At 35.7% G+C, this 25,962-nt stretch carries 22 protein-coding genes; 17 read left to right on the forward strand and 5 right to left on the reverse strand.

The window, feature by feature from the left end; all coding sequences use genetic code 11:
• Positions 1-52 precede the first annotated feature (52 nt).
• From ACIEHO_RS03395 to ACIEHO_RS03425, 7 genes are all read left to right on the forward strand, one after another.
• Entirely contained in the window at positions 53-2,746 is a 2,694-nt protein-coding gene (locus ACIEHO_RS03395; RefSeq protein ID WP_406968640.1) for an AsmA-like C-terminal region-containing protein, read from the forward strand.
• A gap of 219 nt (positions 2,747-2,965) precedes the next feature.
• On the forward strand, positions 2,966-4,312 hold the full coding sequence (locus ACIEHO_RS03400; protein ID WP_406968642.1) for a BNR repeat-containing protein: 1,347 nt from the start codon (positions 2,966-2,968) through the stop codon (positions 4,310-4,312).
• Between the two features lie 4 nt (positions 4,313-4,316).
• Positions 4,317-5,516 carry a glycoside hydrolase family 88 protein gene (locus ACIEHO_RS03405; protein WP_406968644.1) on the forward strand — a complete coding sequence of 400 codons (1,200 nt, stop codon included), beginning with the start codon at positions 4,317-4,319 and terminating at the stop codon, positions 5,514-5,516.
• 4 nt (positions 5,517-5,520) lie between these two features.
• Positions 5,521-7,869 carry a beta-galactosidase gene (locus tag ACIEHO_RS03410; RefSeq protein WP_406968646.1) on the forward strand — a complete coding sequence of 783 codons (2,349 nt, stop codon included), beginning with the start codon at positions 5,521-5,523 and terminating at the stop codon, positions 7,867-7,869.
• A 77-nt stretch (positions 7,870-7,946) separates the two neighbouring features.
• Positions 7,947-8,915, forward strand: coding sequence for a glycoside hydrolase family 43 protein (locus tag ACIEHO_RS03415; protein WP_406968708.1), 969 nt, complete (start codon positions 7,947-7,949; stop codon positions 8,913-8,915).
• Between the two features lie 414 nt (positions 8,916-9,329).
• On the forward strand, positions 9,330-11,453 hold the full coding sequence (locus tag ACIEHO_RS03420; protein WP_406968648.1) for a family 43 glycosylhydrolase: 2,124 nt from the start codon (positions 9,330-9,332) through the stop codon (positions 11,451-11,453).
• Positions 11,454-11,778: 325 nt separating this feature from the next.
• Positions 11,779-13,113 carry a pectate lyase family protein gene (locus ACIEHO_RS03425; protein ID WP_406968650.1) on the forward strand — a complete coding sequence of 445 codons (1,335 nt, stop codon included), beginning with the start codon at positions 11,779-11,781 and terminating at the stop codon, positions 13,111-13,113.
• 15 nt (positions 13,114-13,128) lie between these two features.
• Here ACIEHO_RS03425 and ACIEHO_RS03430 read toward each other — a convergent pair whose 3' ends face one another.
• Positions 13,129-13,956, reverse strand: a complete 828-nt coding sequence (locus tag ACIEHO_RS03430) for a GIN domain-containing protein (RefSeq protein ID WP_406968652.1) — start codon at positions 13,954-13,956, stop codon at positions 13,129-13,131.
• Between the two features lie 135 nt (positions 13,957-14,091).
• Here ACIEHO_RS03430 and ACIEHO_RS03435 point away from each other — a divergent pair, with 135 nt between their 5' ends.
• The 3 genes from ACIEHO_RS03435 (at position 14,092) to ACIEHO_RS03445 (ending at position 16,681) form a co-directional block, all read left to right on the forward strand.
• Complete coding sequence (locus ACIEHO_RS03435; protein WP_406968654.1) at positions 14,092-14,676, forward strand: YceI family protein; 585 nt, start codon at positions 14,092-14,094, stop codon at positions 14,674-14,676.
• A gap of 31 nt (positions 14,677-14,707) precedes the next feature.
• Positions 14,708-15,973, forward strand: a complete 1,266-nt coding sequence (locus ACIEHO_RS03440; RefSeq protein ID WP_406968656.1) for a hypothetical protein — start codon at positions 14,708-14,710, stop codon at positions 15,971-15,973.
• Between the two features lie 129 nt (positions 15,974-16,102).
• Positions 16,103-16,681, forward strand: a complete 579-nt coding sequence (locus ACIEHO_RS03445) for a YceI family protein (protein WP_406968658.1) — start codon at positions 16,103-16,105, stop codon at positions 16,679-16,681.
• A 73-nt stretch (positions 16,682-16,754) separates the two neighbouring features.
• Here the strand turns inward: ACIEHO_RS03445 and ACIEHO_RS03450 are convergent, their stop codons facing one another.
• The 4 genes from ACIEHO_RS03450 to ACIEHO_RS03465 form a co-directional block, all read right to left on the reverse strand.
• Positions 16,755-17,483, reverse strand: a complete 729-nt coding sequence (locus ACIEHO_RS03450) for a head GIN domain-containing protein (RefSeq protein WP_406968660.1) — start codon at positions 17,481-17,483, stop codon at positions 16,755-16,757.
• 134 nt (positions 17,484-17,617) lie between these two features.
• Positions 17,618-19,408 carry a PspC domain-containing protein gene (locus ACIEHO_RS03455; protein WP_406968662.1) on the reverse strand — a complete coding sequence of 597 codons (1,791 nt, stop codon included), beginning with the start codon at positions 19,406-19,408 and terminating at the stop codon, positions 17,618-17,620.
• Positions 19,405-19,746, reverse strand: coding sequence for a PadR family transcriptional regulator (locus ACIEHO_RS03460; RefSeq protein WP_406968664.1), 342 nt, complete (start codon positions 19,744-19,746; stop codon positions 19,405-19,407). The genes ACIEHO_RS03455 and ACIEHO_RS03460 overlap by 4 nt, the downstream gene beginning before the upstream one ends.
• A 236-nt stretch (positions 19,747-19,982) precedes the next feature.
• Positions 19,983-20,429 (reverse strand): DUF4870 domain-containing protein, encoded by a 447-nt coding sequence (locus ACIEHO_RS03465; protein ID WP_406968666.1) that lies wholly within the window; start codon positions 20,427-20,429, stop codon positions 19,983-19,985.
• 157 nt (positions 20,430-20,586) lie between these two features.
• Here ACIEHO_RS03465 and ACIEHO_RS03470 point away from each other — a divergent pair, with 157 nt between their 5' ends.
• From ACIEHO_RS03470 to ACIEHO_RS03500, 7 genes are all read left to right on the forward strand, one after another.
• Positions 20,587-21,042, forward strand: a complete 456-nt coding sequence (locus ACIEHO_RS03470) for a DUF4442 domain-containing protein (RefSeq protein ID WP_406968668.1) — start codon at positions 20,587-20,589, stop codon at positions 21,040-21,042.
• A gap of 88 nt (positions 21,043-21,130) precedes the next feature.
• Positions 21,131-21,931 carry a TIGR00266 family protein gene (locus tag ACIEHO_RS03475; protein WP_406968670.1) on the forward strand — a complete coding sequence of 267 codons (801 nt, stop codon included), beginning with the start codon at positions 21,131-21,133 and terminating at the stop codon, positions 21,929-21,931.
• Positions 21,932-22,051: 120 nt separating this feature from the next.
• Positions 22,052-22,249, forward strand: a complete 198-nt coding sequence (locus ACIEHO_RS03480; protein WP_406968672.1) for a hypothetical protein — start codon at positions 22,052-22,054, stop codon at positions 22,247-22,249.
• A 110-nt stretch (positions 22,250-22,359) separates the two neighbouring features.
• On the forward strand, positions 22,360-22,716 hold the full coding sequence (locus ACIEHO_RS03485; RefSeq protein WP_406968710.1) for a hypothetical protein: 357 nt from the start codon (positions 22,360-22,362) through the stop codon (positions 22,714-22,716).
• A 139-nt stretch (positions 22,717-22,855) separates the two neighbouring features.
• The gene (locus tag ACIEHO_RS03490) at positions 22,856-23,635 is read left to right on the forward strand and encodes an MbnP family protein (RefSeq protein ID WP_406968674.1); all 780 of its coding nucleotides are present in this window, start codon (positions 22,856-22,858) and stop codon (positions 23,633-23,635) included.
• 62 nt (positions 23,636-23,697) lie between these two features.
• Positions 23,698-24,753: a cytochrome-c peroxidase gene (locus tag ACIEHO_RS03495; RefSeq protein ID WP_406968676.1), complete on the forward strand. Its 1,056-nt coding sequence runs from the start codon at positions 23,698-23,700 to the stop codon at positions 24,751-24,753.
• Positions 24,731-25,723, forward strand: coding sequence for a hypothetical protein (locus ACIEHO_RS03500; protein ID WP_406968712.1), 993 nt, complete (start codon positions 24,731-24,733; stop codon positions 25,721-25,723). The genes ACIEHO_RS03495 and ACIEHO_RS03500 overlap by 23 nt, the downstream gene beginning before the upstream one ends.
• Positions 25,724-25,962: the final 239 nt, after the last annotated feature.

A 25,962-nucleotide genomic window follows, 5' to 3' on the forward strand; every position in this document is an offset into this window, starting at 1 on the left:
TTACTTCAACACAAAATCTTTTTGTAACGTATATTTCTATAAATATCACCCCATGAAAAAAGCCTTAAAAATTATTGGAATAACATTCTTAATCATTGTTGCATTGCTATTGGTTGTGCCTTTCGCATTTCAAGGTCAGATAAAAGACATCGTAAAACGCTTTATAAACCAAAATCTTAATGCGCAAGTAGAATTTAGTGATGTAAGCTTAAGTTTTATTAGGAGCTTTCCAAAAGCGCATGTAGGTGTTTCAGATTTGATGATTACCAATTTTGAACCTTTTAAAGACGAAACTTTAGCATCGGCCAAAGCTATTTCGTTTACCATGTCGGTAAAAGAACTGTTTAAGAAACCCAGTGATGGGCCTATTACAGTTAATTCTATTACGGTTGATGAGGCCATGTTAACTTTAAAAACCGATAAGTTAGGAAACGTTAATTATGATATTGTAAAAGAAAGAGAAGGGCAACCTGAATCACCCAGCAATAGTGGTTTTTCATTTGATATTGAAGATTATTCCATAAATAAAAGTGCCTTTACATACATTGATGAAGAATCGAAAATGAAGATTGACGTTACAGAATTGAATCATACAGGCTATGGTACATTTTCGGCTGAAGCTTCAGAGTTAGACACCAAGAGTGAGGCCAACCTCAGTTTTACTATGGATAGCACAAATTATTTGAGCAATAATCCCGTGAAATTGGATGCCCTAATCGATTTAGATTTAAACAATAGTAAATACACTTTTAAGGAAAATAAAGGTTTTATAAACAATTTGCCTTTAGAATTTCAGGGCTATGTACAATTATTGGAAAATGGGCAGGAGGTTGATATCACTTTCAATAATCCTGAATCTGATTTTAAAAATTTCTTGGCGGTGATTCCTAAGGAATACTCAAAGAATATTGACAATGTAGAAACCACAGGTGATTTTAAAGTGAATGGCCTTATAAAAGGCATGGTAACCGATGAAACGATTCCGAATTTAGATATTCAAATCACGTCCAACAATGCGTCGTTTAAATACCCGGATTTGCCAAAACGGGTGGATAATATTACCATAAACACCAGCATTAAAAATACAACGGGAAATGCCGATGATACGTATGTTGACATTAAAACCCTCGATTTTAAAATTGATAACGATGTGTTTAAATCTTCGGCCACCTTACGAAACCTTACGAAAAACATGTTGGTTAATGCTAACTTGGATGGCGTTATAAACTTGGCAAACATTACAAAAATATATCCTATTGAGTTGGAAAACCAGTTAACTGGAATTTTAAAAGGGAAGTTGAACACAGCTTTCGATATGAACGCCATTGAAACCAATGCCTATCAGCGAATTAAAAATAACGGTTCGGTAAGTATGGCAGATTTTGTGTTTTCTTCAGAAGATATTGTAAATCCCATTCATATTTCACAAGCCGATATGGCATTTAACCCAGGAACCGTAATGCTTAAAAGTTTCAAGGCCAAAACGGGCGATAGCGATTTAAATGCTACTGGAAGCATAAAAAACTTACTAGGTTTTCTGTTGAGTGATAACACCTTAAAAGGGAACTTCAATGTTACTTCTAATCTGTTTAAGGTAAGTGATTTTATGACGGAAGATGAAGAAACTCCAGATGATAATAAAACGACAAGTGATAAAGAATCCTTAAAAATACCTGCTTTTTTGGAATGCGTGATAAACGCCAATGCCAAAACGGTAGTTTATGATAATTTAAGCTTAAAGGATGTTACTGGTCAACTCTATATAAAAGACCAACAAGCTTCGTTGGATAATATGACCTCTAGTATTTTTGATGGTGCTTTGGCTATTTCGGGCGATGTTTCTACTAAAAGCGATACCCCAACATTCAATTTAAGTTTAGGAGCAGATGGGTTTGATATAGCCAAGTCTTTTAAAGATTTGGAGCTTTTACAGAACATAGCACCCATTGCCAAATTGCTCCAGGGGAAATTGAATACTAATATTAAATTGTCAGGTAATTTGGATAATGAGTTTTCACCTGTGTTAAACAGTGTTTCAGGCAACGCCTTGGCCGAGGTGTTCGTCACTAAAATAAGTGCAGAGCAAAGTAAGCTACTAAGTAAAATGGATGGAGCACTTAATTTTGTAGATTTTAGTCAATTGGATTTAAAAGATTTGAAAACTAAACTTTCTTTCGCTAACGGAAAAGTAAGTTTAAAGCCATTCGATTTAAAATATAAGGATATAGGTATAACCGTTTCTGGAAGCCATGGATTTGACAAAACGCTTGATTACAATGCTGTTTTTAATGTGCCGGCTAAATACTTGGGAAGTGAAGTGAATAGACTCATTGGAAAAATAAACGATACTGAGGTTAATAACATCACCATACCGGTTACGGCAAATATAACAGGAGACTTAACTAATCCTTCAGTAAAAACTGATTTATCTAGCGGTGTAAAAAATCTAACACAACAACTTATTGAAATTGAAAAGCAAAAACTTCTCAATCAAGGAAAAGACAAGGTAAAAGATTTAATAGGTGGTGTTATTGGTGCCAACAAATCAAAAACAGATTCCATTAAACAAAAACAAAACGATGTGGTAAAAGATGTTTTGGGCGGTATTATAAAAGGAAACACCACTAAAACAGATTCTATTAAAACGGATTCAACAACTACAAATCCTACATCTAAAAATATAAAAGATGCCTTGAGCAACCTGTTTGGAAATAAGAAAACCAAGGTTAACGATACCGTAAATTAGACTGGAAATTATACCTGTAAAAAAGAAGTTTTGAACTGTCATACCTGTAAATGTATGACAGTTTTTGTTTGCGGTTACTTCGTTGTTGCACTGAATTGAAATAATTAATTTATATTCGTTTTTTAATTAAGACCATTAAACTGAAGACTAAGAAATTTGTCTCATATTCAATAGTATTTAAAACTTTACAGAATTATTTGACATCCAATAATTTGCATAATGACTAACGTAAAAATTAAGAAACATTGGAGTGTTAAAGCTTATTTATTCTTATTGTCTGCCACATTATGTTTAAGTTCTTGTTCTAAAAATATTTCATTTTCCACCGTCGGAAAAGGTTGGAGCAGTAACTCCGTAAATGTGGTTAAGTTTAGAAAGAATGCATTAACCACGTTTAAAGGCTATCAATTCGTAGCATATTACGACCAAGAAAATAATTTGGTTTTGGGTAAGCGAAAAATTAATTCTTCGAAATGGGAAACTTTAAAAACAGCATTTAAAGGCCATGCCGAAGATGCTCATAATAGTATAAGCATTGCAGTTGATGGAAACGGTTTTTTACACGTAAGTTGGGATCACCACAATTCTAAATTAAGATATGCCATAAGTAAGTTGCCATTTGGTTTAGAGTTGGGTGGAGAGCTTTCCATGACAGGAAATCTCGAAGAAAAAGTAACCTATCCGGAATTCTATAATTTGCCAAATGGAAATTTGGTGTTCTTATATCGCTCAGGGCAATCTGGAAGAGGTAATTTGGTATTGAACTCTTATGACTTAAATGAAAAAAAATGGTCACAACTTCAACACAATCTGATTAATGGTGAAAATAAAAGGAACGCATATTGGCAAGCCTGTGTGGATAATATGGGTACTATTCATCTGTCCTGGGTTTGGCGAGAGACATGGGGTGTAGAGACCAATCACGATTTGTGTTATGCCAAGTCTGAAGATGGTGGGAATACTTGGAGAAAGTCAAATGGAGAAAAGTATAAATTACCCATTTCTTTGGCTACAGCCGAATATGCCTGGAAAATTCCACAAAATAGTAATCTGATTAATCAAACTAGTATGGCTACTGATATAAAAGGAAATCCATTTATTGCAAGCTATTGGAACGAAGGTGAAATTACTCAGTATCAAGTGGTGTATTTGAAAGAGGGATATTGGAAAAAAATAAGCACAGATATTAGAAACACACCGTTTGTTTTGGGTGGTGGTGGAACAAAGAAAATTCCGATTTCACGCCCTGATATTTTGATTGACGACTTAAAGGGAAACACCACAGTAAATATATTATTTCGGGATGCTGAACGAAATAATAAGGTGTCTTTAGCGCAGTATTCGCTCAACGGAAATTTAGCTTGGCAAGTCAAAGATTTAAGTCAAAATAGTGTCGGGGAATGGGAACCCAATTATGATATTCCATTATGGAAAGGTCAGAAGAAACTTCATGTTTTTGTTCAAAATGTCACCCAAGTTGATGGAGAAGGTTTAGCAAATAATACGCCTTCAGAAGTAAAAATTTTAGAAATTAAAAATCTAACTAAACCTTTTAATAATTTATAAAATAATGAATAAAACAGTTCTGGCCATTTTGGTGTTTGCAACAATGGTGATGTCATGCGAACAAAAAACAGATCCACTAATTGCTAAAATTGACAAAGCCCTAAATATTGCTTCAAATCAATATGAAAGTATGGTGGAACGCTTGCCTGAAGGTAGATATCCGAAAACATATCATGCCAATTCCGATAAGTTTAAAACCAGTAATTCGGGATGGTGGTGTAGCGGTTTTTACCCAGGAACTCTGTTGTATTTGCATGAAGCCCTAAATAAACCAACTCTTAAAGAAGAAGCTGAAAGCGTATTTTCATATTTAAGAAAAGAGCAATACAATACATCCACTCACGACCTCGGTTTTATGATGTATTGTAGTTTTGGGAATGCACAACGACTAAACCCTAAGCCAGAATACAAGGAAATTTTAATGAACAGTGCCAAATCGCTGGCAACCCGATATAACGATACGGTAAAATGCATACGCTCTTGGGACAGCGCCTCTTGGAATAAAGCTGGAGAAGATGACCTCGTGGTCATTATAGATAACATGATGAATTTAGAAATGCTATTTTGGGCAACCCGAAACAGTGGTGATAGTACGTATTATGACATTGCGGTAAATCACGCCAATAAAACTATGAAGAATCATTTTAGGGACGATTACAGTTCGTTTCATGAAGTGATTTATGATGAAAAAACAGGACATGTAAAGAACAGAATTACAAACCAAGGAGCCGCCGATGACTCTGCGTGGGCTAGAGGCCAAGCATGGGGTTTGTATGGCTATGTGGTCATGTACAGAGAAACAAAAAATCCTAAATATCTGGAACACGCCAATGCTATTGCGAGCTTTATTTTGAATCATCCCAATATGCCAGAAGATTTGATTCCTTATTGGGATTTTAATGCTCCTAAGATACCAGATGCATTAAGAGATTCGTCGGCGGCGGCCATTATCGCTTCTGCTTTCCTCGAATTGCAACATTATGTGGATGGTAAAATGCAAAACGACTATAAAACAAAGGCCCAAACCATATTGAAAAGCCTACTATCTCCTGAATATTTGGCTAAAGAAGGTACTAACGGCGGTTTTATTTTAAAACACGGCGTGGGAAATATGCCAAAAAATACGGAAATAGATACGCCTTTAACCTATGGCGATTACTACTTGGTTGAAGCGATGGTGAGATATAAAAACAATAAAGGTTAAAACGATGTATAAATTATTTTTAATACCAACACTATTATTATTTTTTACTTTAAGTTCTTCACAGAGTAAAATTTATGATAAGGAACATACTTTTGAGATTGGAAAAGAACATTTTTTACTAGATAATACACCTTTTCAAATTCGTTGTGGTGAAATGCATTTTGCAAGGGTTCCTAAAGAATATTGGCGTCATCGCATTCAAATGATAAAGGCATTGGGTATGAATACTATCTGCGCTTATTTGTTTTGGAATTTCCATGAACGTACTCCAGGAAATTTTAAATGGGATGGTGAAGCAGATATAGCCGAATTTTGTAAAATAGCCCAAGAAGAAGGGATGTGGGTTATTTTAAGACCTGGCCCATATGCTTGTGCTGAGTGGGAAATGGGTGGTTTGCCTTGGTGGCTTTTAAAAAATGATGATATCAAACTTCGTACTACAGATTCGCTATATATAACGGCTTCACAAAATTATTTAAATGAAGTGGGTAGGGTTTTGTCTAAATTACAAATTACAAATGGGGGCCCCATTATAATGGTTCAAGTTGAAAATGAATATGGTTTTTATGGAAATAATGCCGATTATATGGGTGTTATGAGAAGCGCCGTAATTGATGCGGGGTTTAATGTACCATTGTTTTCTTGCAATCCAACCTCGCGTTTAAAAAATGGATTTCGTCCAGATCTTTTTCCTGTCGTTAATTTTGGGGCTAATCCAGAAGGTGGATTCAAAGCATTACGAGAAATTCTTCCCGAAGGACCATTGATGTGCGGTGAATTTTATTCTGGTTGGTTTGACACTTGGGGTAAACCACATAGTTATGGGAAAATCGATCAGTATTTAAAGGATATGGAATATATGCTGAAAAAAGGGGCGTCATTTAGTGTTTATATGGCTCATGGTGGTACCACTTTTGGTTTTTGGGCAGGTGCAGATCGTCCATTTAAGCCAGATGTTTCAAGTTATGATTATGGTGCACCTGTTAGTGAAGCTGGATGGGTTACAGATAAATTTATCAAAACACGTTCGTTAATTTCTGAAAATTTGATGCCAGGTGAATCGCCTTTACCAGAACCTCCTGCTCCAAATCTAATGACGACTTTCTCATCGGTTGAATTAAAACAATTCGCTCCACTTTTTAAAAACCTTTCTGATCCTATAGTTACAGGAAAGCCTAAAACAATGGAGTATTACAATCAAGCAAGAGGTAGTATTCTATATAGAACGAAACTGCCAGCTGGAGAAGGCTGTGTTCTAAAAGTTGATGTTGTGCATGATTTTGCATGGGTTTTTGCAAATGGAAAAAAACTTGGTGCCATGGATAGAAGAAAAGGTGATTTTGCGATTAATATCCCTGCAAGAAAAAAGGAAACTACTATTGATATTCTGGTGCATGCCATGGGTAGGATTAATTTTGGACCAGAAATACACGACCGAAAAGGACTTATAGGATCCATTCAATTTTTGGATGATAAATCAGCTAATATCAAAATTGGAAATTGGAATGTATTCAATATGTCTTATGATGATTCGATGTTAAATGATTTAAAATTCGAAGAACCTAATCCAAATGAAAATATGCCGGGAATTTGGTCTGGTGAGATTATGATTGATAAAGTTGGTGATGTTTTTCTAGATGTTAGTAGTTGGGGAAAAGGTGTGGTTTGGATTAATGGACACTGTTTGGGTAGATATTGGAATATTGGCCCTACACAAACTATGTATATTCCAGGACCATGGTTAAAAAGAGGAGTCAATAAAGTATTAGTATTAGATTTATTAGGGCCAGAAAAGCCCATTTTAAGAGGTTTAGACAAACCCATTTTAAACGACTTAAATCCGGAAAAGGACTTTTCATATTCTAAACGTCCAAGCGTAGAGCTTAATATTAAAAAAATTAAACCAAATCATAAAGGACAATTTTTACCTGGCGGTAATATGCAAACCGTTAAATTTTTAGAAACTACATCTGGACGGTATTTCTGTTTTGAGGCTTTAAGCTCATTTGATAAAAAACCTTTTGCAGCTATTGCTGAAATAGATATTCTAGATTCTGAAAATAATCCTTTAAGTCATCAGAATTGGAAAATTGCTTATGTAAGTAGTGAGGAATTAGAAAAGGAAAACGGTAGTGCAGAGAATGCTATTGATGGACAAACGTTTAATCATTGGCATTCTTCATGGAGTAATTACAAGTCTAATTATCCACATTATCTGGTAATCGATTTGGGGAAAGATGAAAACATATCTGGATTTAGATACGTTCCAAGAGCTGATAATAATAGTCCAGGTAGAATAAAAGACTATCAGGTTTTTATTGGAAATGATATTATTAAGAATAAGGTTAAATGAAAAGCATCTTGTTAAGAAATCTTACCCATGTACTCATTTTTAATAAACAAAAGTTTAGTCTTGCCTTAGGACTTTTAATGTGTTTTTTTTGCATTACTGTTTGTCAGTCACAAAGAAAGTATGTTATAAAGAAAGATTTGCCTCTTGATTCTATAAGATTAAGTGATCCATTTATTTTTGCTGACCAGAAAACCCAAATATATTATATGACAGGAACTGGAGGTATGCTTTGGAAGAGTGAAAACCTTAAATTTTGGGAAGGCCCGTATAGAGTGGCTAATACCAATCCTGATTCATGGATGGGTCCTAAACCTATGATTTGGGCCGCAGAACTTCATCAATACAAGAATAAGTACTACTATTTTGCCACTTTCACCAATAGAAATGTAAAGATTGATACTGTGGCTGGAAATATTATTGAACGCAGGGCTAGTCATATTTTGGTAAGTGAAACGGCTGAAGGACCATATGTTCCCATGGAAGATAAAACATATTTACCTGCTGATAAACCGACCCTCGATGGTACCTTATGGGTCGATGTTGATGGAAAGCCATATATGGTATATTGCTACGAATGGTTACAAAATGGAAATGGCACGATTGAAAAAATTGAATTAAAACCAGATTTAAGTGGTTCCGTTGGCGAAGGTCAATTGTTGTTCAAAGCAAGCGATTCGCCATGGAGTAAAGCGAAAGATATAAACGGAAATGAGAAACCGCATAAAGTAACTGATGGTCCTTTTCTGTTTAAAACGGGTACGGGTCGATTGGGGATGATTTGGACGAGCTGGCAATACAGCGTTTATGCCCAAGGTGTAGCTTACTCAGAAAGTGGTACTCTAGACGGCCCTTGGATTCAGGAAAAAGAATTAATTACGCCTCCTAATTTTGGTCATGGTATGCTGTTTGAAACATTCGAAGGCAGAACTCTAATGGCAGTGCATAGGCACAAAAAGGAAAATGGACGTACCATACGAATTCCACATTTGTTTGAGGTGGATTTGTCGGGAGACAAACTGGTTGTTGTTAAACCATTTACTCCGTAGTGAATGAGTATATAAAACAAGATTTTACTTTAAAGTTATAAAGAAAAGACAGCTTTTTGTCCCACTTTAATATTAAAAGTATCTTAAAAAGCATATAAGGTGGTTTTAAAATTTTAGCTTTGATTAAATTTAAGATATTATAATGGTTATCCATTGTGATGTAGCTTTAATATTCGAATATTTAGACGAATCTGAGAAATAGTTTTTATATCTTGCTGTAATTCAAACCAATGGTGGTTGGTGTATATTGTTTGCGCGTGGCATTGAAGGCGATACCAGTTGGGGAGCCTATCCACACAGACCTTATAGGTTGCACGATAAAAGCTATTCGTATTCGTATTACTTAAAACTGTTAAATTAGATTTAAAGTATAATATTTAAAATAAGATGATCGAAACACCAAAATTTCCCATTTTGAAGGCAGTAGTGGTTCTAATAGTTTTAACTTTGATTTCTTGTAAATCAGAGCCAGATTATAGCAGCTATCTTTTTACTTATTTTGTGGGAAATGGGCCTGGACAAGAAGCTGTTCATTACGCCTTAAGTGACGATGGTTATAATTTTTATGCACTCAACAATAATCAGCCTATTATTGATTCTAAAGAGATTAGCTCGTCTGGGGGTGTTCGCGATCCACATATTTTAAGAGGAAAGGATGGTAAGACATTTTTTATGGTGTTAACCGATTTATATGTACCAGAACAAGGTTGGAATAATTATGCAATGGTGTTATTGAAATCCAAAGACTTAATCAATTGGTCACATGCCATTGTAAATATTCCTGAAGCCTATCCAGACGAATTTGGTGATGTAAAACGTGTTTGGGCGCCACAAACTTTCTACGACAGCAAAAAAGATAAGTATATGATTTATTGGTCGATGCTTAGTGAGACGGGCCCCGATATTATTTATTATGCCTATGCCAACGATGATTTTACAGGTTTGGAAAATTCTCCAAAACAGTTGTTTTTTAGCCCTAACAATAGTGCTTGTATTGATGGAGATATTGTTTTTAAAGATGACAAATACCATCTGTTTTTTAAAAATGATAGCGAGGGTGGTGGTATTAGTAAGGCCGTTTCAGATAACCTAACGGAAGGTTATATGCAAGAAAAAGGTTTTTTCGACCAAACCGATGAAGCTGTAGAAGGTTCAGGTATCTTTAAATTAATAGATTCGAATGAATATATTTTAATGTACGATATGTACAAAAGCCACGCCTATCAGTTTACTAAAACTTCCGATTTAGAAAATTTCTCTGTAGTGGACAACAATGTTAAAATGAACTTTCATCCTAGGCATGGTTCGATAATTCAAATAACTGAGAGCGAGAAGCAAAGACTTTTAAAAAAATGGGGCGTTGCAGGTAAGGCGTCTTTTTTAGGCTTTAGTTCAGAAGATGTCAAAGAAAATAATATCATTATAAATGATAAGGCCAGCACCATCTACATACCGGTTACACCAAAGGCAAATCTTGCTAATTTAGACCCTGAAATAGAAGTGGTGCCTTGGTCAAGACTCTCAGTTTCTGGTCCACAAGATTTTTCTAATGGTGCTGTGGATTATACGATTTCGGCAGGGGGTAATCAAAAGACTTATAAAGTAACTGCAAAAAAAGATAATAATCCTGTGCTTGTAGGGTATTATGCCGATCCAGAAATTATCTATTCGAAAAAAAATAATAAATATTACCTCTACCCAACAAGTGATGGATTTACAGGATGGTCTGGCACTTATTTTAAAACTTTTTCGTCGGATGACCTAATTAATTGGAAAGACGAAGGTATTATTCTTGATTTGAAAAAAGATGTAGAGTGGGCCGACAAAAATGCTTGGGCGCCTGCGGCAATCGAAAAGAAAATTGATGGGAAGTATAAATATTTCTATTATTATACTGCCGCCAAAAAAATTGGTGTAGCTGTAAGCGATGAGCCTACAGGTCCATTTAAAGATATCGGAAAACCATTGATTGGATTGAAACCAAAAGGTATTAACAGAGGCCAAGAAATAGACCCCGATGTGTTTACAGATCCTGTTTCGGGCAAGAGTTATTTATATTGGGGTAATGGTTATATGGCTGTTGTGGAATTAAACGATGATATGATTTCTATAAAAGAAAATAGTTTTAAAAGGTTAAAACCAACAAGATTTAGGGAAGGAACCGAGGTGTTTTATAGAAACGGAACTTATTATTTTTTATGGTCTGAAAACGACACAAGAAGTCCTGATTATAGAGTAAGGTATGCCACCGCAAGTTCCCCATTGGGGCCATTAGATATTCCGGAAAACAACTTGATTTTAGAAAAAAGACCAGAAAAAGGTATTTATGGAACAGGGCATAATAGTGTGATTAACGTTCCAAATACAGATCTTTGGTATGTAATATATCATCGTTTTACACGCCCAAAGGGAATTGAAATGGGCAGGGCAGCAGGATATAATAGAGAAGTTTGTATTGATAAATTGGAGTTTAATCCCGATGGGAGTATCAAGCCTATTGAGCCTTCGGTTTCGGGTATAAAAAGTTTAGTTGAATAAGCCTTGAAAAAGGTGAACAGCCAATGGGTGTTAGTGGAATAGCTAGAACTCAATCTAAAAGAAATTCAAATTTAAAGACCTCCAATTTATTCGATTTTTTAATGTTGTTAACTACATTCAATAGCTATATCAGTATTAAAACTATCTTAAAAAGGTTAAATGGATAATTTTAAAGTTTTAGATTTGATTAAACCAATTCACAATCTTATTATGTGTTTATGGAACACAATGAAGAAAATCTTTGGGATGTAGTGGTTTTCACGCCAAATATTAATCAATTATATAATTGGCTTAAGGAGGGGGTTTCAAAATTTAAAAATGAATTATGAATAGATGGATGATAATATTATTGTTGATTGTGTTGGGGGGTTCCACCTCTTGGTCGCAGCAATTGGCATTTCCGACAGCCGAAGGTTTTGGGGCTTACTCTGAAGGAGGTAGAGGTGGTAAAGTACTCTATGTAACGAATCTGAAGGATGAAGGCAGAGGAAGCTTGCGTTGGGCCGTTGAACAAAAAGGGGCGCGTACAGTGGTGTTTTCTGTGTCGGGAATTATTGATTTAAAGAGACCATTAACCATTAAACATCCAAATATTACAATTGCGGGGCAAACAGCTCCTGGAGATGGTATTTGTTTAAGGGGAGAAACCTTGGTGGTTGAGGCAAGCCATGTGGTAATTCGATACTTAAGAGTACGTTTGGGAGATGGTATGCATGGTCAAGGAAGTTTGCAAGGTAAAGATGCTATATCCATATCAAGGGGTAATAATATTATTGTAGATCATTGTTCGGCTAGTTGGAGTCTCGATGAAATATTATCAGCTTCAACTATGCGGCCAACATTAAGTAATGTAACCGTACAGTGGTGTTTCATAACTGAAGGGTTAAATCCTGACGGACACGGTTTTGGTTCGCTTATTCGTGGTACAGGCGGAGCAAAGTACAGCTTTCTTCATAATTTGTATGCCCATAACAAGGGGCGAAATCCAAGACCGGGAAATTACAATGTAAACTCCCATGATAAAGACCCCAAAGGACTTTTGCTTGATTTTAGAAACAATGTTATTTATAACTGGGGAGGTGCCCATGCCGGCTATAATAGTGATGACATAAGCGTTACCCGGTTAAATTATGTAAACAATTATTTGATTCCTGGTAACGATTCAAGGGTTACGGGAATAGCTTATGACACAGGTTCACCGTATAATAAAAGTTATTTTTCGGGTAATTATTATAATGGTAAAGTCCCATATAACCAATGGGATTTGGTAAAGTTTAAAGATATTTGGACCAGAGAGCAGATTGAAGCATATAAGCAAACAAAGCCTTTTGAAACGGGGCCAGTAAAAACCGAAGCTGCAATTATTGCTTATAGTGGGGTTTTGGCATCTGCAGGCGCTACATTGCCAAAGCGTGATGCGGTAGATTTAAGAATTGTGAAATCCATTAAAAGCCGCACGGGAACTATTATTAAGAGCCAAGAAGAGGTTGGTGGTTGGCCAGAACTTCAAAGTGAACCTGCTCCAAAAGACACTGACTTGGATGGCATGCCAGATAGCTGGGAAGTTGAAAATGGGCTGAACCCAAGATATGGTCGGGATAGGAATAATTTAACCGAAGACGGTTATACTGTTCTTGAAAAATACTTGAACAGTATTTAATTTAAGAAGCGAATTTTATTTTACTTTTTTCTGTAGTTTAGATGTGTCGGTCATTTTATTAATAATAATTTCAGGGTTTTCGTATAGGTAAATGGCACTTGATCCGCTCGCTTCAACGCTAATGTTTTCCATAACTTCAAGTTGAGCTTCACTGCCAATATTACAAATCAGATCACAAGAGTTTACAGTGAAATTTTTACCATTGAATTGGGAGTAGTTGTCTAACTCTAATTTAGCTTTGGTGCAAGAACCTTCTATTTCGGCATCTGCGCGTTGATATAAAGTACCTGTAAGGTTAACAGTGTTTATAAGTGCTTCTAATTTACTATTTCCGCTTAATTGAATGGCGCTGTTTTCGCATGTTACATTCAGTTTAACCTTAGCTCGGTCATCAGATTCAAACTTAAAGTCAGTTGTTTTTAAAGTCAATCCTAATTTTGAAGAGCCTTTGGCTATCGCTGTAGCGTTTTCTAAATTCATGGAATTGAGCGATACAATTTCTGCATCTTCCTTGGTTTTAATTTGTTTTAGAGAAAGGTTATAAGCTACTTTTATTTTTATGGTTTTTTTAGATCTTATACGGGCTTTTTTGTTGAAGGTAAGTACGCTGTCTATTACTTCGAATTCAATATAATCGTGTAGATTTTCGTCCGTTTCAATTTCGACTGAAGGTATTTGATTGAAAATAATTTCAACTTCAAAATCTTCATCTAAGTCAATGGTGTGAAAAGGATTTATTTCAGTCTGTCTAACCGTTACATTTCTATTACCTTTTACTTTTTCTTGGGCTCCAGCCCCATAAACAATCAATAAAATTAGAATGTAAAGTAACTTGTTTTTCATGATGAAGCATTTATTTTTCAGACACACGTTATATAAAAGGTCACCAAAAAAGCCAAATAAATGGATTATGATAAAAGTCATATATTCTTTAAACGTTTGTATAGACATTTGTAGTGTTAATTTAATAATAATATTATGAATACATACCCCAAAATAATAACTCAACTGCTTAGTTTAATATTGTTCGTTACTATATCAATAAATACGGCACAAGCTCAAGAGTTTAAATTAAGCAACCATGAATCGGAACTAACTGTTTTTGGCACTTCCAGTTTACATGACTGGCATATTACAACCGAACAACAAAGTGGAAACATAAAATTTGTAGATGTTGAATCTGGTAAAATAGAAAGTCTTTCTTTATCTGTAGTTGCTGAAAGTTTAAAAAGTGGAAAATCTTCAATGGATAAAAACACTTATAAAGCATTAGAAACAGACGATTACAAAAACATTACGTTTCAACTTACAGGAATTAAGAGTGTAGTAGCCAAAGAAAATGGTGAATTTGCAGTAAAAGCCCTAGGCGACTTAAGCATAGCAGGGACCAAAAAGAATATTCCAATAGATCTTACAGTGAATGTTGTTGGTTCAAAAGTTAAAATTACCGGTGATAAAGAAATTAAAATGACCGATTTTAATGTTGATCCACCAAAAGCCCTTTTTGGTACGATTACCACAGGAAATGAAATTACAATTAAATTTTCAACCATATTTAAATAACCAAATTAATAATACTTAAAATCAATAAATCATGAAATCAATATTTAAAAAAACGTTACTATTAGTAGGTATGTTAGCTGCATTTAGCAGTTATGCGCAAAACAGAGACTTAGACAATTACAGGCAACCCGATCAAAGAGGTATTAACGATTTTGAAGCCAAAAAAGACACGGTATCAACGTTTGAAGGTGTAAAGGTTAGAATTGGAGGAGCATCAACTTTACAATTTCAAGGATTAAGTCAAGAGCACGATGGTACTCCAGAACTTATAGATTTGGGAAGTAACTTTAACTTAGCTACTGCGAATTTAGACTTAGATTTGGCTTTAGCTGATGGTGTTAGAATGCATTTACGTACTTATTTATCTTCACAGCACCATACTGAAACGTATGTAAAAGGCGGGTATTTTCAAATTGATAAATTAGACTTTATAAGTGAAGGCTTTTTGGGAGAATTTATGAAGCATGCCCGAGTAAAAATTGGACATATGGAGAATAACTATGGTGATGCGCACTTTAGAAGAAGTGATAATGCCATGACATTGTATAACCCATTTGTTGGAAACTACTTAATGGATTCTTTTACTACTGAGGTTGGTGCAGAATTATACTATTTCTGTAACGGTTGGTTAGGTATGGTTGGAATTACCAATGGTAAGTTAAACCAAAATGTTACGGATAAAGACCAAACTAGTCCATCGTTTTTAGCTAAATTTGGATATGATAGTCAGGTGAATGACGACTTCAGATTCCGTTTAACAGGATCATTATTCCATAGTGCTCATAATAATGCCAGAGGTATATACTTGTACAGTGGAGATAGAGCAGGATCTCGTTATTACTCTGTAATGACAGATGTTGATGGCAACGGCGACGGATTTAGAGGAGGTAGAATTAATCCAGATTTAAAAAATGAAATGACAGCCATAATGATTAACCCGTTCCTAAAATATGGAGGTTTAGAGTTCTTTGGTATTGTTGAAACCGCAACAGGTAAAAAAGTTAGTGAGATGGATACCAGAAGCTGGACTCAAATTTCTGGAGAATTATTATACAGATTCGGAAATAGTGAAAACCTATATTTAGGAACAAGATATAATACTGTTAGTGGAGAACTTCAGGGTGGTGATGATGTAAGCGTAAACAGATTTCAACTTGGAGCAGGTTGGTTTATGACAAAAAATGTACTGATGAAGGCAGAGTACGTAAACCAAACCTATAAAGATTACCCAGCTGCAGATATACATGCAGGAGGTGAATTTAAAGGTGTTATGTTAGAAGCCGCTATTAGCTTCTAAAAATTTAATTGTAATAAAATAGGATTATGCCCAAAGCAAATTGATCTGGTGTTATTTCATCAAAGCAATAATACCTTTGGGCATAATTTTTGTGATTTTAATAAAAAAAGAAGCTTAGTTTAAAAAAGCATGAAAAGGATACTGTTTTTTATTTCCACTTTTATGATGTTGGCGTTTACAAAAGCGTACGTTGAAAGTACTGCTGTAATTATAACGCCTAGCAGCGAACTTGTTATTAATGGAAAAACCAATGTAAACAGCTTTCAATGCGGATATGATGTTTTAAGTTTAAAAAAGCCTATTCCTGTATCATTTAAAAGAATCAATAACAAGATTGTTTTTGAAAAAACCACTTTAGTATTGAACAGCACATGTTTTGATTGTGGTGGGTCAAGTATAAATGCCGATTTTCAGGAGCTTCTAAAATCTGGAACTTATCCCGAAATATATATTGATTTAAAAGAAATAAGTGCAGATTCTAATGATGGAAACAAAGTTCGTGCTGTTCTCAATTTAAATATTTCTGGCGTTTCAAAACCTTACACGATGCCAGTTAAACTAACTGGAGAAGATACTTTGAATGTTAATGGAGTGTTGCGTTTAAATATTCGGGAATTTAATCTTGAACCACCAAAAAAGGCACTCGGCTTAATTGTGGTTAAAGATACCATAGAGATTAATTTTCGCTTAAAAATTAAAGAACACTAAAAACCTTATTTAATCGAAATAAAAAACCTGAGCAGATAAAAACTGCCCAGGTTTTTTGTTTTATTGGTTGGTGTTATTCTTTTCTAATATTCCCAGAAGAACTCTCGTCATTATCAACTTTTTCTGGATTGCCATAATACTTAATATCGCCACCGCTTGTTGCTTTAGCCGTAAGTTCCTTCGATGTGTTTATGGTTATATCGGCACCACTTGTCGCTTTAACTTCACTTGATTCGGCCATTAAATCGGCGGCTTTAATATCGCTCCCGCTAGTGACTTCTGCAACAAGTTTAATAGTTTTTCCGGACAGCCTCATGTCGCTTCCGCTAGTCGATTTACACGTTAAAATCGAAGTGTCAATATCGAGATTCATGTCACTTCCACTAGTCGATTTTAAATCCAAACTTTCAAGCGCTATGGTATTGGTTGATCTTACATTACTGCCGCTTGTAGAAATAATTTGTGACACATTGGCGAAGCTAACAAGTACTTTTTTTGATGTAGCCCTGCCAATTTGTTTTTTAGTATGGATTTTTAAAACACCATCTTCAATCTCGGTTAAAATAAGGTTTTGAAGGTTTTCGTCGGCTTCAACGCTAATGCTTTTGCTGTTGTTTTGGGTTAAAATCACATCTAGGCCTTCAGTGGCTTTAATGGTTGAAAAATCTCCGTTAGTGGCTCTCTCCGTGGTAATAACATTACCGTTTCCCTTTACCCCAGAGTTGAAGCTTACGTCGAAATTACATGAAAAAAGCGTTAAGCTTAAAATGGATGCTACGATGATTTTGATTAATGTTGTCATAACTGTTCGTTTTTGTTTTGCTGAAGCTCTTTCAGCAACGATTGATTGATTTTTTAATGCTGTTCAAATATTTATTAAAATGGTTTTAATGAGTAACTTAAATATCTGAGTTGTTGTTTTTTGATGATGAATTGTTATTCTTCCGATTCTATGTTAATGCCATCGGAATCAATGTTCACTTTCACTTCGTCTGATTCGGCTTTAATACCGGTGTTGTCTATTTTTAAATGTGTCTCGTCTGAATTTATTTCAATACCGTCGTCATCAATTTTCACCTTTGGCGTATTTACTTTTACCTCAAAACCTTCATCTGGGCAATCTAAACATTCACTGTCTTCATCTAATATTTTTAAGTAATGGTTCGTGTGTTCCTTAGAAACAATGTTGCCACTATACTTTTTGTAGGCAATAAATGAGCGCGCGCTGTTGTTAAAATAGGTTGTCGAGTTTTTGGGTAGATATAAAATAACATCAACTTCCTGGTCGCTTAACTTGTTTTGCGGGTTGGTGGTTAAAAATGAATTAAGAATGAGTTCATTATTTTTTAATTCATAGCCATAGTTTATGTTTTTTGCTCGTGTAATGGCCGTTTCATAATCTCTGCCGTTGGCCGATTTTTCTATGGCAATGGTAGCCACGGTATCAGTGGTAGATTTCACAATAATATGAACGTCGTCTGAAAACAAAACCTTTTCACCATTTTCATTGTGTGCCAGTTTAAAATCGTTGCCGTGACGAAAACGGTGGGCGTTAAAATTATCATGCCCTACCATTTTAATGCGTAGCGTGTCATTTGCCGTAACTGGTAATTGGGTTTTTTCTACATAATGTTCTTCAAAGGCATGCTCGCTGGCTTGCCTAATGCCCATTACAATTAAGGCAATAATAGATATAAACCATATGCCCAGTAGCGTGAATTTTGCAATATTACCGATGGACTTCAAATTGTTTATTAGGATTTTTAAGCCCAAATAAAACAAGAAAAAGAAAGGAATGCCTGCAGCAAAAAACGCGCATAGCGAAACTAACCAAATGGGCGTGCCTGCTACATTGGCTATTTCAACCAGGTCTAATCCCGGAATATGAACAATATTAACAACACCGACGGAAAACAGGCCGATTATTAAAGCAATTATGGTCGAAGCTCCAATAAAAATGAGAAAAAGACCAATAAGTTTGGCAAACACCTTTAAAAAGAACATAATCACATCGGCTAGCGTGTCAAAAAAAGTTCTAGAAGACGATTTAATCGAGTTAGTGCTTTTTTTTATATCTACATTTTTAGCAGCATTACTAACCGAATCAGATACATTTTTGGCTACGTCGCTCACTGTTTCGGTAACGCTGTCAAAGCCGTCCTTGATTTTTTTTTCAATGTTACTGATGTTTACGGGCTCACCGGTCATCATCAGCTTTTCTGCAGTAGTATTAGCTTCAGGTACTAAAATCCATAATAAAATATATAGCAGTACACCGGTGCCAGCACCAAATATTAAAAGTACCCAAGCCAATCGAATCCAAACGGCATCAATACCAAAATAATGTGCCAGACCAGACGAAACACCACCTATATAAGAGTTGTCGGTATCTCTAAATAGTTTTTTAGAAGGTTGTGGCTTACTTTTGTAAGACGTCTGTGGTTCATCTTCAAAAATTTCGTCGTCCACCAGATAATCTTCAGGTTGGCCCATGATGGAAATTACTTCGTCCACTTCCTTAAGGCGTATAACTTGTTTGTGGTTCTGCACGCGTTCGTTAAAAAGTTCGGCTATTCGGGCTTCAATGTCGGCTATAATTTCTGCACGACCTTGCGAGTCTGTAAATGAACGTTTTATAGCCTCAAGATAGCGTTGTAGTTTTAGATAGGCATCTTCATCAATGTGAAAAAATATGCCGGCTAAATTTATATTGACTGTCTTATTCATTTTTTTGTGGGTTTTTGGCTTGTTACAATGTTTACTGCGTTACGTAATTCGTTCCAAGTAGTGTCTAATTCCTTTAAAAACAGTTTACCTGTTTCTGTAAGTCCGTAGTATTTTCTTGGTGGTCCAGAGGTACTTTCTTCCCATCTGTAATTTAAAAGTCCAGCGTTTTTCAAGCGGGTTAGTAGTGGGTAAATGGTGCCTTCTACTACCAGCAATTTGGCGTCTTTAAGCGTACCTAAAATTTCTGCAACATAAGCATCGTCGTCTTTTAGGACCGAAAGTATGCAGAATTCTAAAACGCCTTTTCGCATTTGCGCTTTTGTGTTTTCTATCTTCATTTTTTCATTCGTTTAATGTTGTGAAACTGTTCGTTTTTTGATTGATTTGATTGATGAAATTTTTTATTCCTTATACTGGCGTTACCACAGGGGTCGGGCTTTACTTATTGATTTTCATTTCAAATTAAGGAATTCGTGAGTATAAATATTTCGCTACTTGCTCCCTCCTTCGTCGGGGGAGCTCAAACATCTCACTCAATCCCTAACGCAATGTGAAACTTTATTCATATTCGTTTTTACTTTAAAAATTGTATCGTAAACGGATACTTAAACAACTCGCCATCACGCGCCTTTAAACTCGCTTTTACTATAAGGACCAATTCAATAATAAAACCTATTATGGCAATCGCACCTAAAAATCCACCCAAATACAACAAGGGAGAAGGTTTGCCAATGCTAATGTGAAAATCATGAAATCCATGAAAATCTATAAAATCGAAGCCGCTAAATATTTTGAAAATAAAAAACGGAACTGTTAAAGTGCCTAATATGATGGCGTATAATAAAATGCTCATTTGAAAATTTATAGCCTGTTTGCCGTTGGCATCAATAAATTCTGATTTGTCCTTATTGGCCACCCAAAGTATAATGGGGCCAATAAAATTTCCAAATGGAATAAAGAATCGAGCAAACGTCGATAAATGGATAAATGTCGCAATGTTTTTTTGATGACTATCTAACATGATTTTTCGATTGATTAACAAAACATATAATAGTTTCTTATACAAATATATGTCTAAAAACAGGTACTTTGTTACGCATAGTACTAAAAATTAACATAAATTTAACAATTAAGGTTGAGTAATAATTTTATAACTTAGTGAAAAAATAAAGATACATATGGCTTTAACCCCCAGAAAACTAAATGTTTTCACCATGTTTAAATTGCCCTCGGCCTATTTGTGTGGTGTGCGTACAAAATATATAGATTCCAACAAGTGCGTGGTAACCGTTAAGCACAAATGGATAAACCAAAATCCGTTTAAATCCATGTTTTGGGCTGTTCAGGGTATGGCGGCAGAGTTTTCAACTGGGGCATTGGTGACCGCTAAAATTCAGGAATCTGGAAAAAGAGTATCGATGCTGGTAACCTCTAATAAAGCTGATTTCACAAAAAAGGCAACTGGAAAAATTACGTTTACTTGTAATGATGGGCATCTCATAGACGATGCTTTAAACAAAACTATCAAAACAGGTGAAGGGCAAACCCTTTGGATGACCTCGGTTGGAGTTAATGAAGAAGGCGTTGAGGTTTCAAACTTTAAATTTGAGTGGAGTATCAAATTGAAAAATTAATAATATGATGTAACAAAAGTTGTATCAAATCAACAAATAAATGAATCAACATACTGAAATTAATTCAGCACAAGAAAAACATTAAAAAATGACAGCACACGAAATTGACTATAGAATCTACGGCGAGGAAATGCAATACGTAGAAATTGAACTCGACCCTCAAGAAGGTGTTATTGCCGAAGCTGGTAGCTTTATGATGATGGACGACGGTATAAAAATGGAAACCATCTTTGGTGATGGTTCACAAAAAGATACAGGTTTTTTAGGTAAAATACTGGGTGCTGGAAAACGTATTTTAACTGGCGAAAGTTTATTTATGACAGCTTTTTACAGTACCCTACCAGGAAAAAGGAACGTGTCTTTTGCCTCACCTTATCCTGGCAAAATTATTCCAATCGATTTAACGCGGTTTGGAGGCAAGTTTATTTGCCAGAAGGATGCTTTTCTTTGTGCGGCCAAAGGTGTAAGTGTGGGTATTGAGTTTTCTAAAAAACTAGGTCGTGGACTCTTTGGTGGTGAAGGTTTTATTATGCAGAAACTTGAAGGCGATGGTATGGCGTTTGTACATGCTGGGGGAACTATGGCCAAGAAAGAACTAAAAGCAGGCGAAACTTTGCGGGTTGACACTGGGTGCATTGTGGGGTTCGACCAAACGGTGGACTATGATATAGAGTTCATAGGCGGTATAAAAAACACCATTTTTGGTGGTGAAGGTTTGTTCTTTGCTAAGCTTCAGGGGCCAGGTATTGTTTATGTGCAATCTCTGCCATTTAGTAGGCTGGCGGGTCGTGTTTTGGCATCGGCTCCGCGAGGTGGAGGAAAGGATAAAGGAGAGGGGTCTATTCTGGGAGGTATAGGTGATTTGTTGGATGGCGATAATAAGTTTTAACTGTTATTTAACGAAAAAAATGGCATATTATCCAATTTTTTGCTAAATTTGAACGTTAACCAAAACAGTGGCCTATAAATTAAATCTACAATTTAAACCAAACCTAAACCTTAAAAATATATGGCACGAGCAATGCTTGAGTATACCAAAACTGTACTCAATAAAGTTAGTTTTGATGCAACCTTATTTTGCAGAGAAGTACAAAAAGCAGTAAAACGATTACTGCCTTACGAGATTGAAGAACTAAAATTATTTATTCAATCATTAATACGTCAAAACCCAGAATTAAATCAATGTTTAATTTATTTAAAAGCATAATTTAAAGCGACCAAATTTGGTCGCTTTTTTTTGTTGTAGTAAAAGGGTGTTGCTTTATATTTGCAAAAAATAATATTCTGAAAAAATATTTAGCCATATTACTTGTATTGGTGCTTTCGCTGCGTCCTATCTACTACTTGGGGCAGGTCGCTTATTATGAGTTGAATATTGATTACATTATAGAAACTTATTGTGTTAACATCGATAAGCCAGAACTTCAGTGTAATGGTAAGTGCCACTTGGCCAAACAGCTTCAAATTGATGAAAGCACAACAGAAGGGGCAGAATCAAATAGTATCGCAGTTGTATTAGAGGGGTTTTATCCCGTTTTTAGCATTTTACAGAACTATACATTGGTAACCGATTTTCAATCGTTGCCCCATAAGGTTAAATCAATCGATTATACAAATTCATATACGTTCTTGCGTGATATGTCGTTAACAAAACCCCCCAACATTAAAGTTTAAAATTAGATATTGGTAATTTTCATCATACCATTATGATGGGTAATTATCTATTAACCATAAGCATCAGTGTTTTATTTGGTGCTGGTTGGGCTATTTGTGCTTGCCAAAAAAGCATGTCTATTTTTAAATTTACACATTAATGAAACTTACAAAACATGTAGGCATTGCCATGCTTGCCCTATCAATCTTATCATGTTCTTCTGATGATGGAGAAACTATTTCTGGTTTTGGAAACCTTATTGTTGAATTCGATAATTCGTATTCCGATTCCGATTTACTATTGAATACAACTATTTACAGCGCAGTAGAAACAGAAAAAATAAAAATCTCCGCGGTTAAGTACATCGTGAGTAATATTAAGCTTGAAGATGAAGAAGGAAATATTTATGAAGTGCCAAAAAACGATTCTTATTTCATTATAGATGAATCTTCTGAAAGTTCACAACTGATTGACTTGTCTGATGTTCCAGCTGGAAACTATACAAAAATAACTTATGGAATTGGCGTCGATCAAGAAAAATACTTGCAAGGAGCTGAAGGCCAAGGTTATTTTTTAACCCATGCCCAAGAAGCTGGGATGATGTGGGCGTGGCAAGCAGGCTATAAATTTTTCGTTTACGAAGGTGTTTATACTTCAAATAACACAACTACCGAAACGGCTTTTGCTTATCACATGGGGTCGCATGGAACATCTCTAGACAACTATAAGGAAATTACGCTTAATTTGCCATCTACGGCCAGAGTTAGAAGCGATTTAAGTCCAATTCTTCATGTTGTTGCCGACCTTTCCAATATTTTGGACGGTACTACCCAATTTATGTTGGACGATGCCGCACAAATTCATGTTGATGCCATAAAATCACCACAAATAGCTACAAACGCCAGTGGTATGTTTATGGTGCACCACGTGCATAATTAACTTAAAAAATAACCTTAAAGTATGGTCTTATTTCGGCTAAACTTTAAGGTTTCATTTAAAAGATGAAAACTCAATTTTTAGCTCTAATATTTATAGGTGTTTTGTGGTCATGTACTAAAGATTCAGATCAGGAGTATGTTCCTATGCCTGTTATGCTCGAGGTTGAACAACCAGCTAATTTCCCAGAGATTAAATATAATCTTAAAGCCAATTCGCCAACCGATGCTGGTTTCGAACTGGGAAAAAGGCTATTTTATGAGGGTAACTTATCGTCTAGTGGAATTATTTCCTGTGGATTTTGTCATGAACAAGCTTCGGCGTTTACACATCACGGTCATACCATCAGTCATGGTGAAAACGGTCTGGAAGGCTTCCGAAATACACAGCCCATTCAAAACTTGGCATATTTTAGTGAGTTTACCTGGGATGGCGCAGCCATTCACTTAGATTTACAACCCATTATTCCGATTACTGCCGAAGTAGAAATGAACGAAACCATTCCTTCAGTATTGGAAAAACTTGAAAATTTACCCGATTACCCCGATATGTTCGACCGTGCTTTTGGCACACCAGAAATCAATTCTGAACGTATGCTTAAAGCCTTATCGCAATTTATGGTGATGATGGTGTCGTCCAATTCCAAATACGATCAAGTGGTTCGTGGGGAAGATAACGTTGCATTTACCGAACTTGAAGCGGAAGGGCGAACGCTTTTCAACCAAAAATGTGCATCGTGCCATGCTACCGATCTGTTTTCAGACCAAACCTACCGAAATAATGGTATTCCGTTCAATCCAAAGCATGAAGAGGAAGAAGGCAGGCAACGAGTTTCGGGCTATGTTGAAGATTTTTATAAGTTTAGGGTGCCCAGTTTACGGAATGTAGAATATTCTTTTCCCTATATGCACGATGGGCGTTTTGGGAGTTTGGAAGCCGTTCTCGATTTTTACAGTTTTGGTATGACAGAAAACGGCGGAGAAGTTGACCCTATCTTAAGGAGAGAAGATGGTCGTTTGGGTATTGAACTTTCGGAGCATGACAAAAAAGCTATTATAGCCTTTTTAAAAACACTAACAGATTACGAATTTTTAAATGATGAACGCTTTGCAGAATTTTAAAATTAAATATTTGGTAATTGTTTTAACATTGGCTTTGGTGCCAATAAAGAACCATGCCACAAATTGTTGCGAAACGCATATCCATACTAGTTTTGAGCCTACTTGCGATTTATGCGGTTGCTCAACGAGTAGTGGAAGCTTTGGCTTTGGCTCCTTAAAAAATTCCAATTTTGTGGGACTTCGGTATATCTATCAAAACTTTAGATCAAAAGACGGGATTTTTAACAATTCACCGTCAAGCGAAGAAAGTTTTAATACCTATCAGCTTTGGGCACGTGTACCCGTTGCAAAAAACTTTTATGTGAGTAGTGTTATTCCGTATCAAGATCTGTACAGGACATTTGAAGACCACACAGAGCACATTAACGGTTTGGGCGATATGAATGTTATTGGTTGGTATCAAATCACATTTTTTAAAAAGCGAAAAGAAGGCGAAGTGGTGTTGTCAACCGAGCGTGAACCATCAGGTCACCGCATACAAATTGGAATAGGCGCCAAGTTGCCAACGGGAGAATTTGAAGAAACACTTACCGATAGGGTAAACCCAGGCTTTCAAGTTGGTACGGGGAGTTTAGATGGTGTTTTTGCACTCAACTATGGCTATAGCGGTAAACGGATTGGGGTTAACAATACGGTGACCTATTATTTGAAATCTGAAAATAAAAACGATTACCGATTTGGCGACCAATTTAGCTACGCATCCAATGTGTATTATTCCATACCGAAAACCACGTATATCGTTATGCCTTTTGTTGGGGTGTCTGGCGATGTGTACCAATCCATAAAACAGTTTGGGGAAGAGGTTACAGAAACCGATGGCGACATTTTAAGTGGTTCATTCGGTTCGGAAGTGGTGTTTAATAGATTTACCATAGGTGCAAATTACACTTTCCCAATACAACAAAACCTGTTTGGCAGTAATGTAAAATCAAAAAATAGAGTGTCGGTTTATTTTAATTTGACGCTATGATTAAGATAAATGGTATTTATTAAGTGTGGGTCAAAATTGCCTATAATGTTTTGTCTATGCACAGTTGCGTGGGTTAGCACTTAACTTTGCAAGTATACACCCAACTGAAAATCCGCGAGGATTTTCAGAAGTAGGCGAGAACAAGCAATTACTTATAGCCATTGTGCCTGTTGCACAACCTTTCAAATATAGTTTAAAATTTCAATTTCTGCATGAAACTTCTTATTTTTAAGAATGCA

It is taken from the genome of Flavisericum labens, from assembly GCF_045446075.1.
GTDB lineage: Bacteria > Bacteroidota > Bacteroidia > Flavobacteriales > Flavobacteriaceae > Flavisericum > Flavisericum labens.

What these genes read in the sequence shown, in the direction of transcription:
- ACIEHO_RS03395 (WP_406968640.1), top strand. Translation starts at nt 53, where the DNA reads ATGAAAAAAGCCTTAAAAATTATTGGAATAACATTCTTAATCATTGTT.
- ACIEHO_RS03400 (WP_406968642.1), top strand. Translation starts at nt 2,966, where the DNA reads ATGACTAACGTAAAAATTAAGAAACATTGGAGTGTTAAAGCTTATTTA.
- ACIEHO_RS03405 (WP_406968644.1), top strand. Translation starts at nt 4,317, where the DNA reads ATGAATAAAACAGTTCTGGCCATTTTGGTGTTTGCAACAATGGTGATG.
- ACIEHO_RS03410 (WP_406968646.1), top strand. Translation starts at nt 5,521, where the DNA reads ATGTATAAATTATTTTTAATACCAACACTATTATTATTTTTTACTTTA.
- ACIEHO_RS03415 (WP_406968708.1), top strand. Translation starts at nt 7,947, where the DNA reads ATGTGTTTTTTTTGCATTACTGTTTGTCAGTCACAAAGAAAGTATGTT.
- ACIEHO_RS03425 (WP_406968650.1), top strand. Translation starts at nt 11,779, where the DNA reads ATGAATAGATGGATGATAATATTATTGTTGATTGTGTTGGGGGGTTCC.
- ACIEHO_RS03430 (WP_406968652.1), bottom strand. Translation starts at nt 13,956, where the DNA reads ATGAAAAACAAGTTACTTTACATTCTAATTTTATTGATTGTTTATGGG.
- ACIEHO_RS03435 (WP_406968654.1), top strand. Translation starts at nt 14,092, where the DNA reads ATGAATACATACCCCAAAATAATAACTCAACTGCTTAGTTTAATATTG.
- ACIEHO_RS03440 (WP_406968656.1), top strand. Translation starts at nt 14,708, where the DNA reads ATGAAATCAATATTTAAAAAAACGTTACTATTAGTAGGTATGTTAGCT.
- ACIEHO_RS03445 (WP_406968658.1), top strand. Translation starts at nt 16,103, where the DNA reads ATGAAAAGGATACTGTTTTTTATTTCCACTTTTATGATGTTGGCGTTT.
- ACIEHO_RS03450 (WP_406968660.1), bottom strand. Translation starts at nt 17,483, where the DNA reads ATGACAACATTAATCAAAATCATCGTAGCATCCATTTTAAGCTTAACG.
- ACIEHO_RS03455 (WP_406968662.1), bottom strand. Translation starts at nt 19,408, where the DNA reads ATGAATAAGACAGTCAATATAAATTTAGCCGGCATATTTTTTCACATT.
- ACIEHO_RS03460 (WP_406968664.1), bottom strand. Translation starts at nt 19,746, where the DNA reads ATGAAGATAGAAAACACAAAAGCGCAAATGCGAAAAGGCGTTTTAGAA.
- ACIEHO_RS03465 (WP_406968666.1), bottom strand. Translation starts at nt 20,429, where the DNA reads ATGTTAGATAGTCATCAAAAAAACATTGCGACATTTATCCATTTATCG.
- ACIEHO_RS03470 (WP_406968668.1), top strand. Translation starts at nt 20,587, where the DNA reads ATGGCTTTAACCCCCAGAAAACTAAATGTTTTCACCATGTTTAAATTG.
- ACIEHO_RS03475 (WP_406968670.1), top strand. Translation starts at nt 21,131, where the DNA reads ATGACAGCACACGAAATTGACTATAGAATCTACGGCGAGGAAATGCAA.
- ACIEHO_RS03480 (WP_406968672.1), top strand. Translation starts at nt 22,052, where the DNA reads ATGGCACGAGCAATGCTTGAGTATACCAAAACTGTACTCAATAAAGTT.
- ACIEHO_RS03490 (WP_406968674.1), top strand. Translation starts at nt 22,856, where the DNA reads ATGAAACTTACAAAACATGTAGGCATTGCCATGCTTGCCCTATCAATC.
- ACIEHO_RS03495 (WP_406968676.1), top strand. Translation starts at nt 23,698, where the DNA reads ATGAAAACTCAATTTTTAGCTCTAATATTTATAGGTGTTTTGTGGTCA.
- ACIEHO_RS03500 (WP_406968712.1), top strand. Translation starts at nt 24,731, where the DNA reads ATGAACGCTTTGCAGAATTTTAAAATTAAATATTTGGTAATTGTTTTA.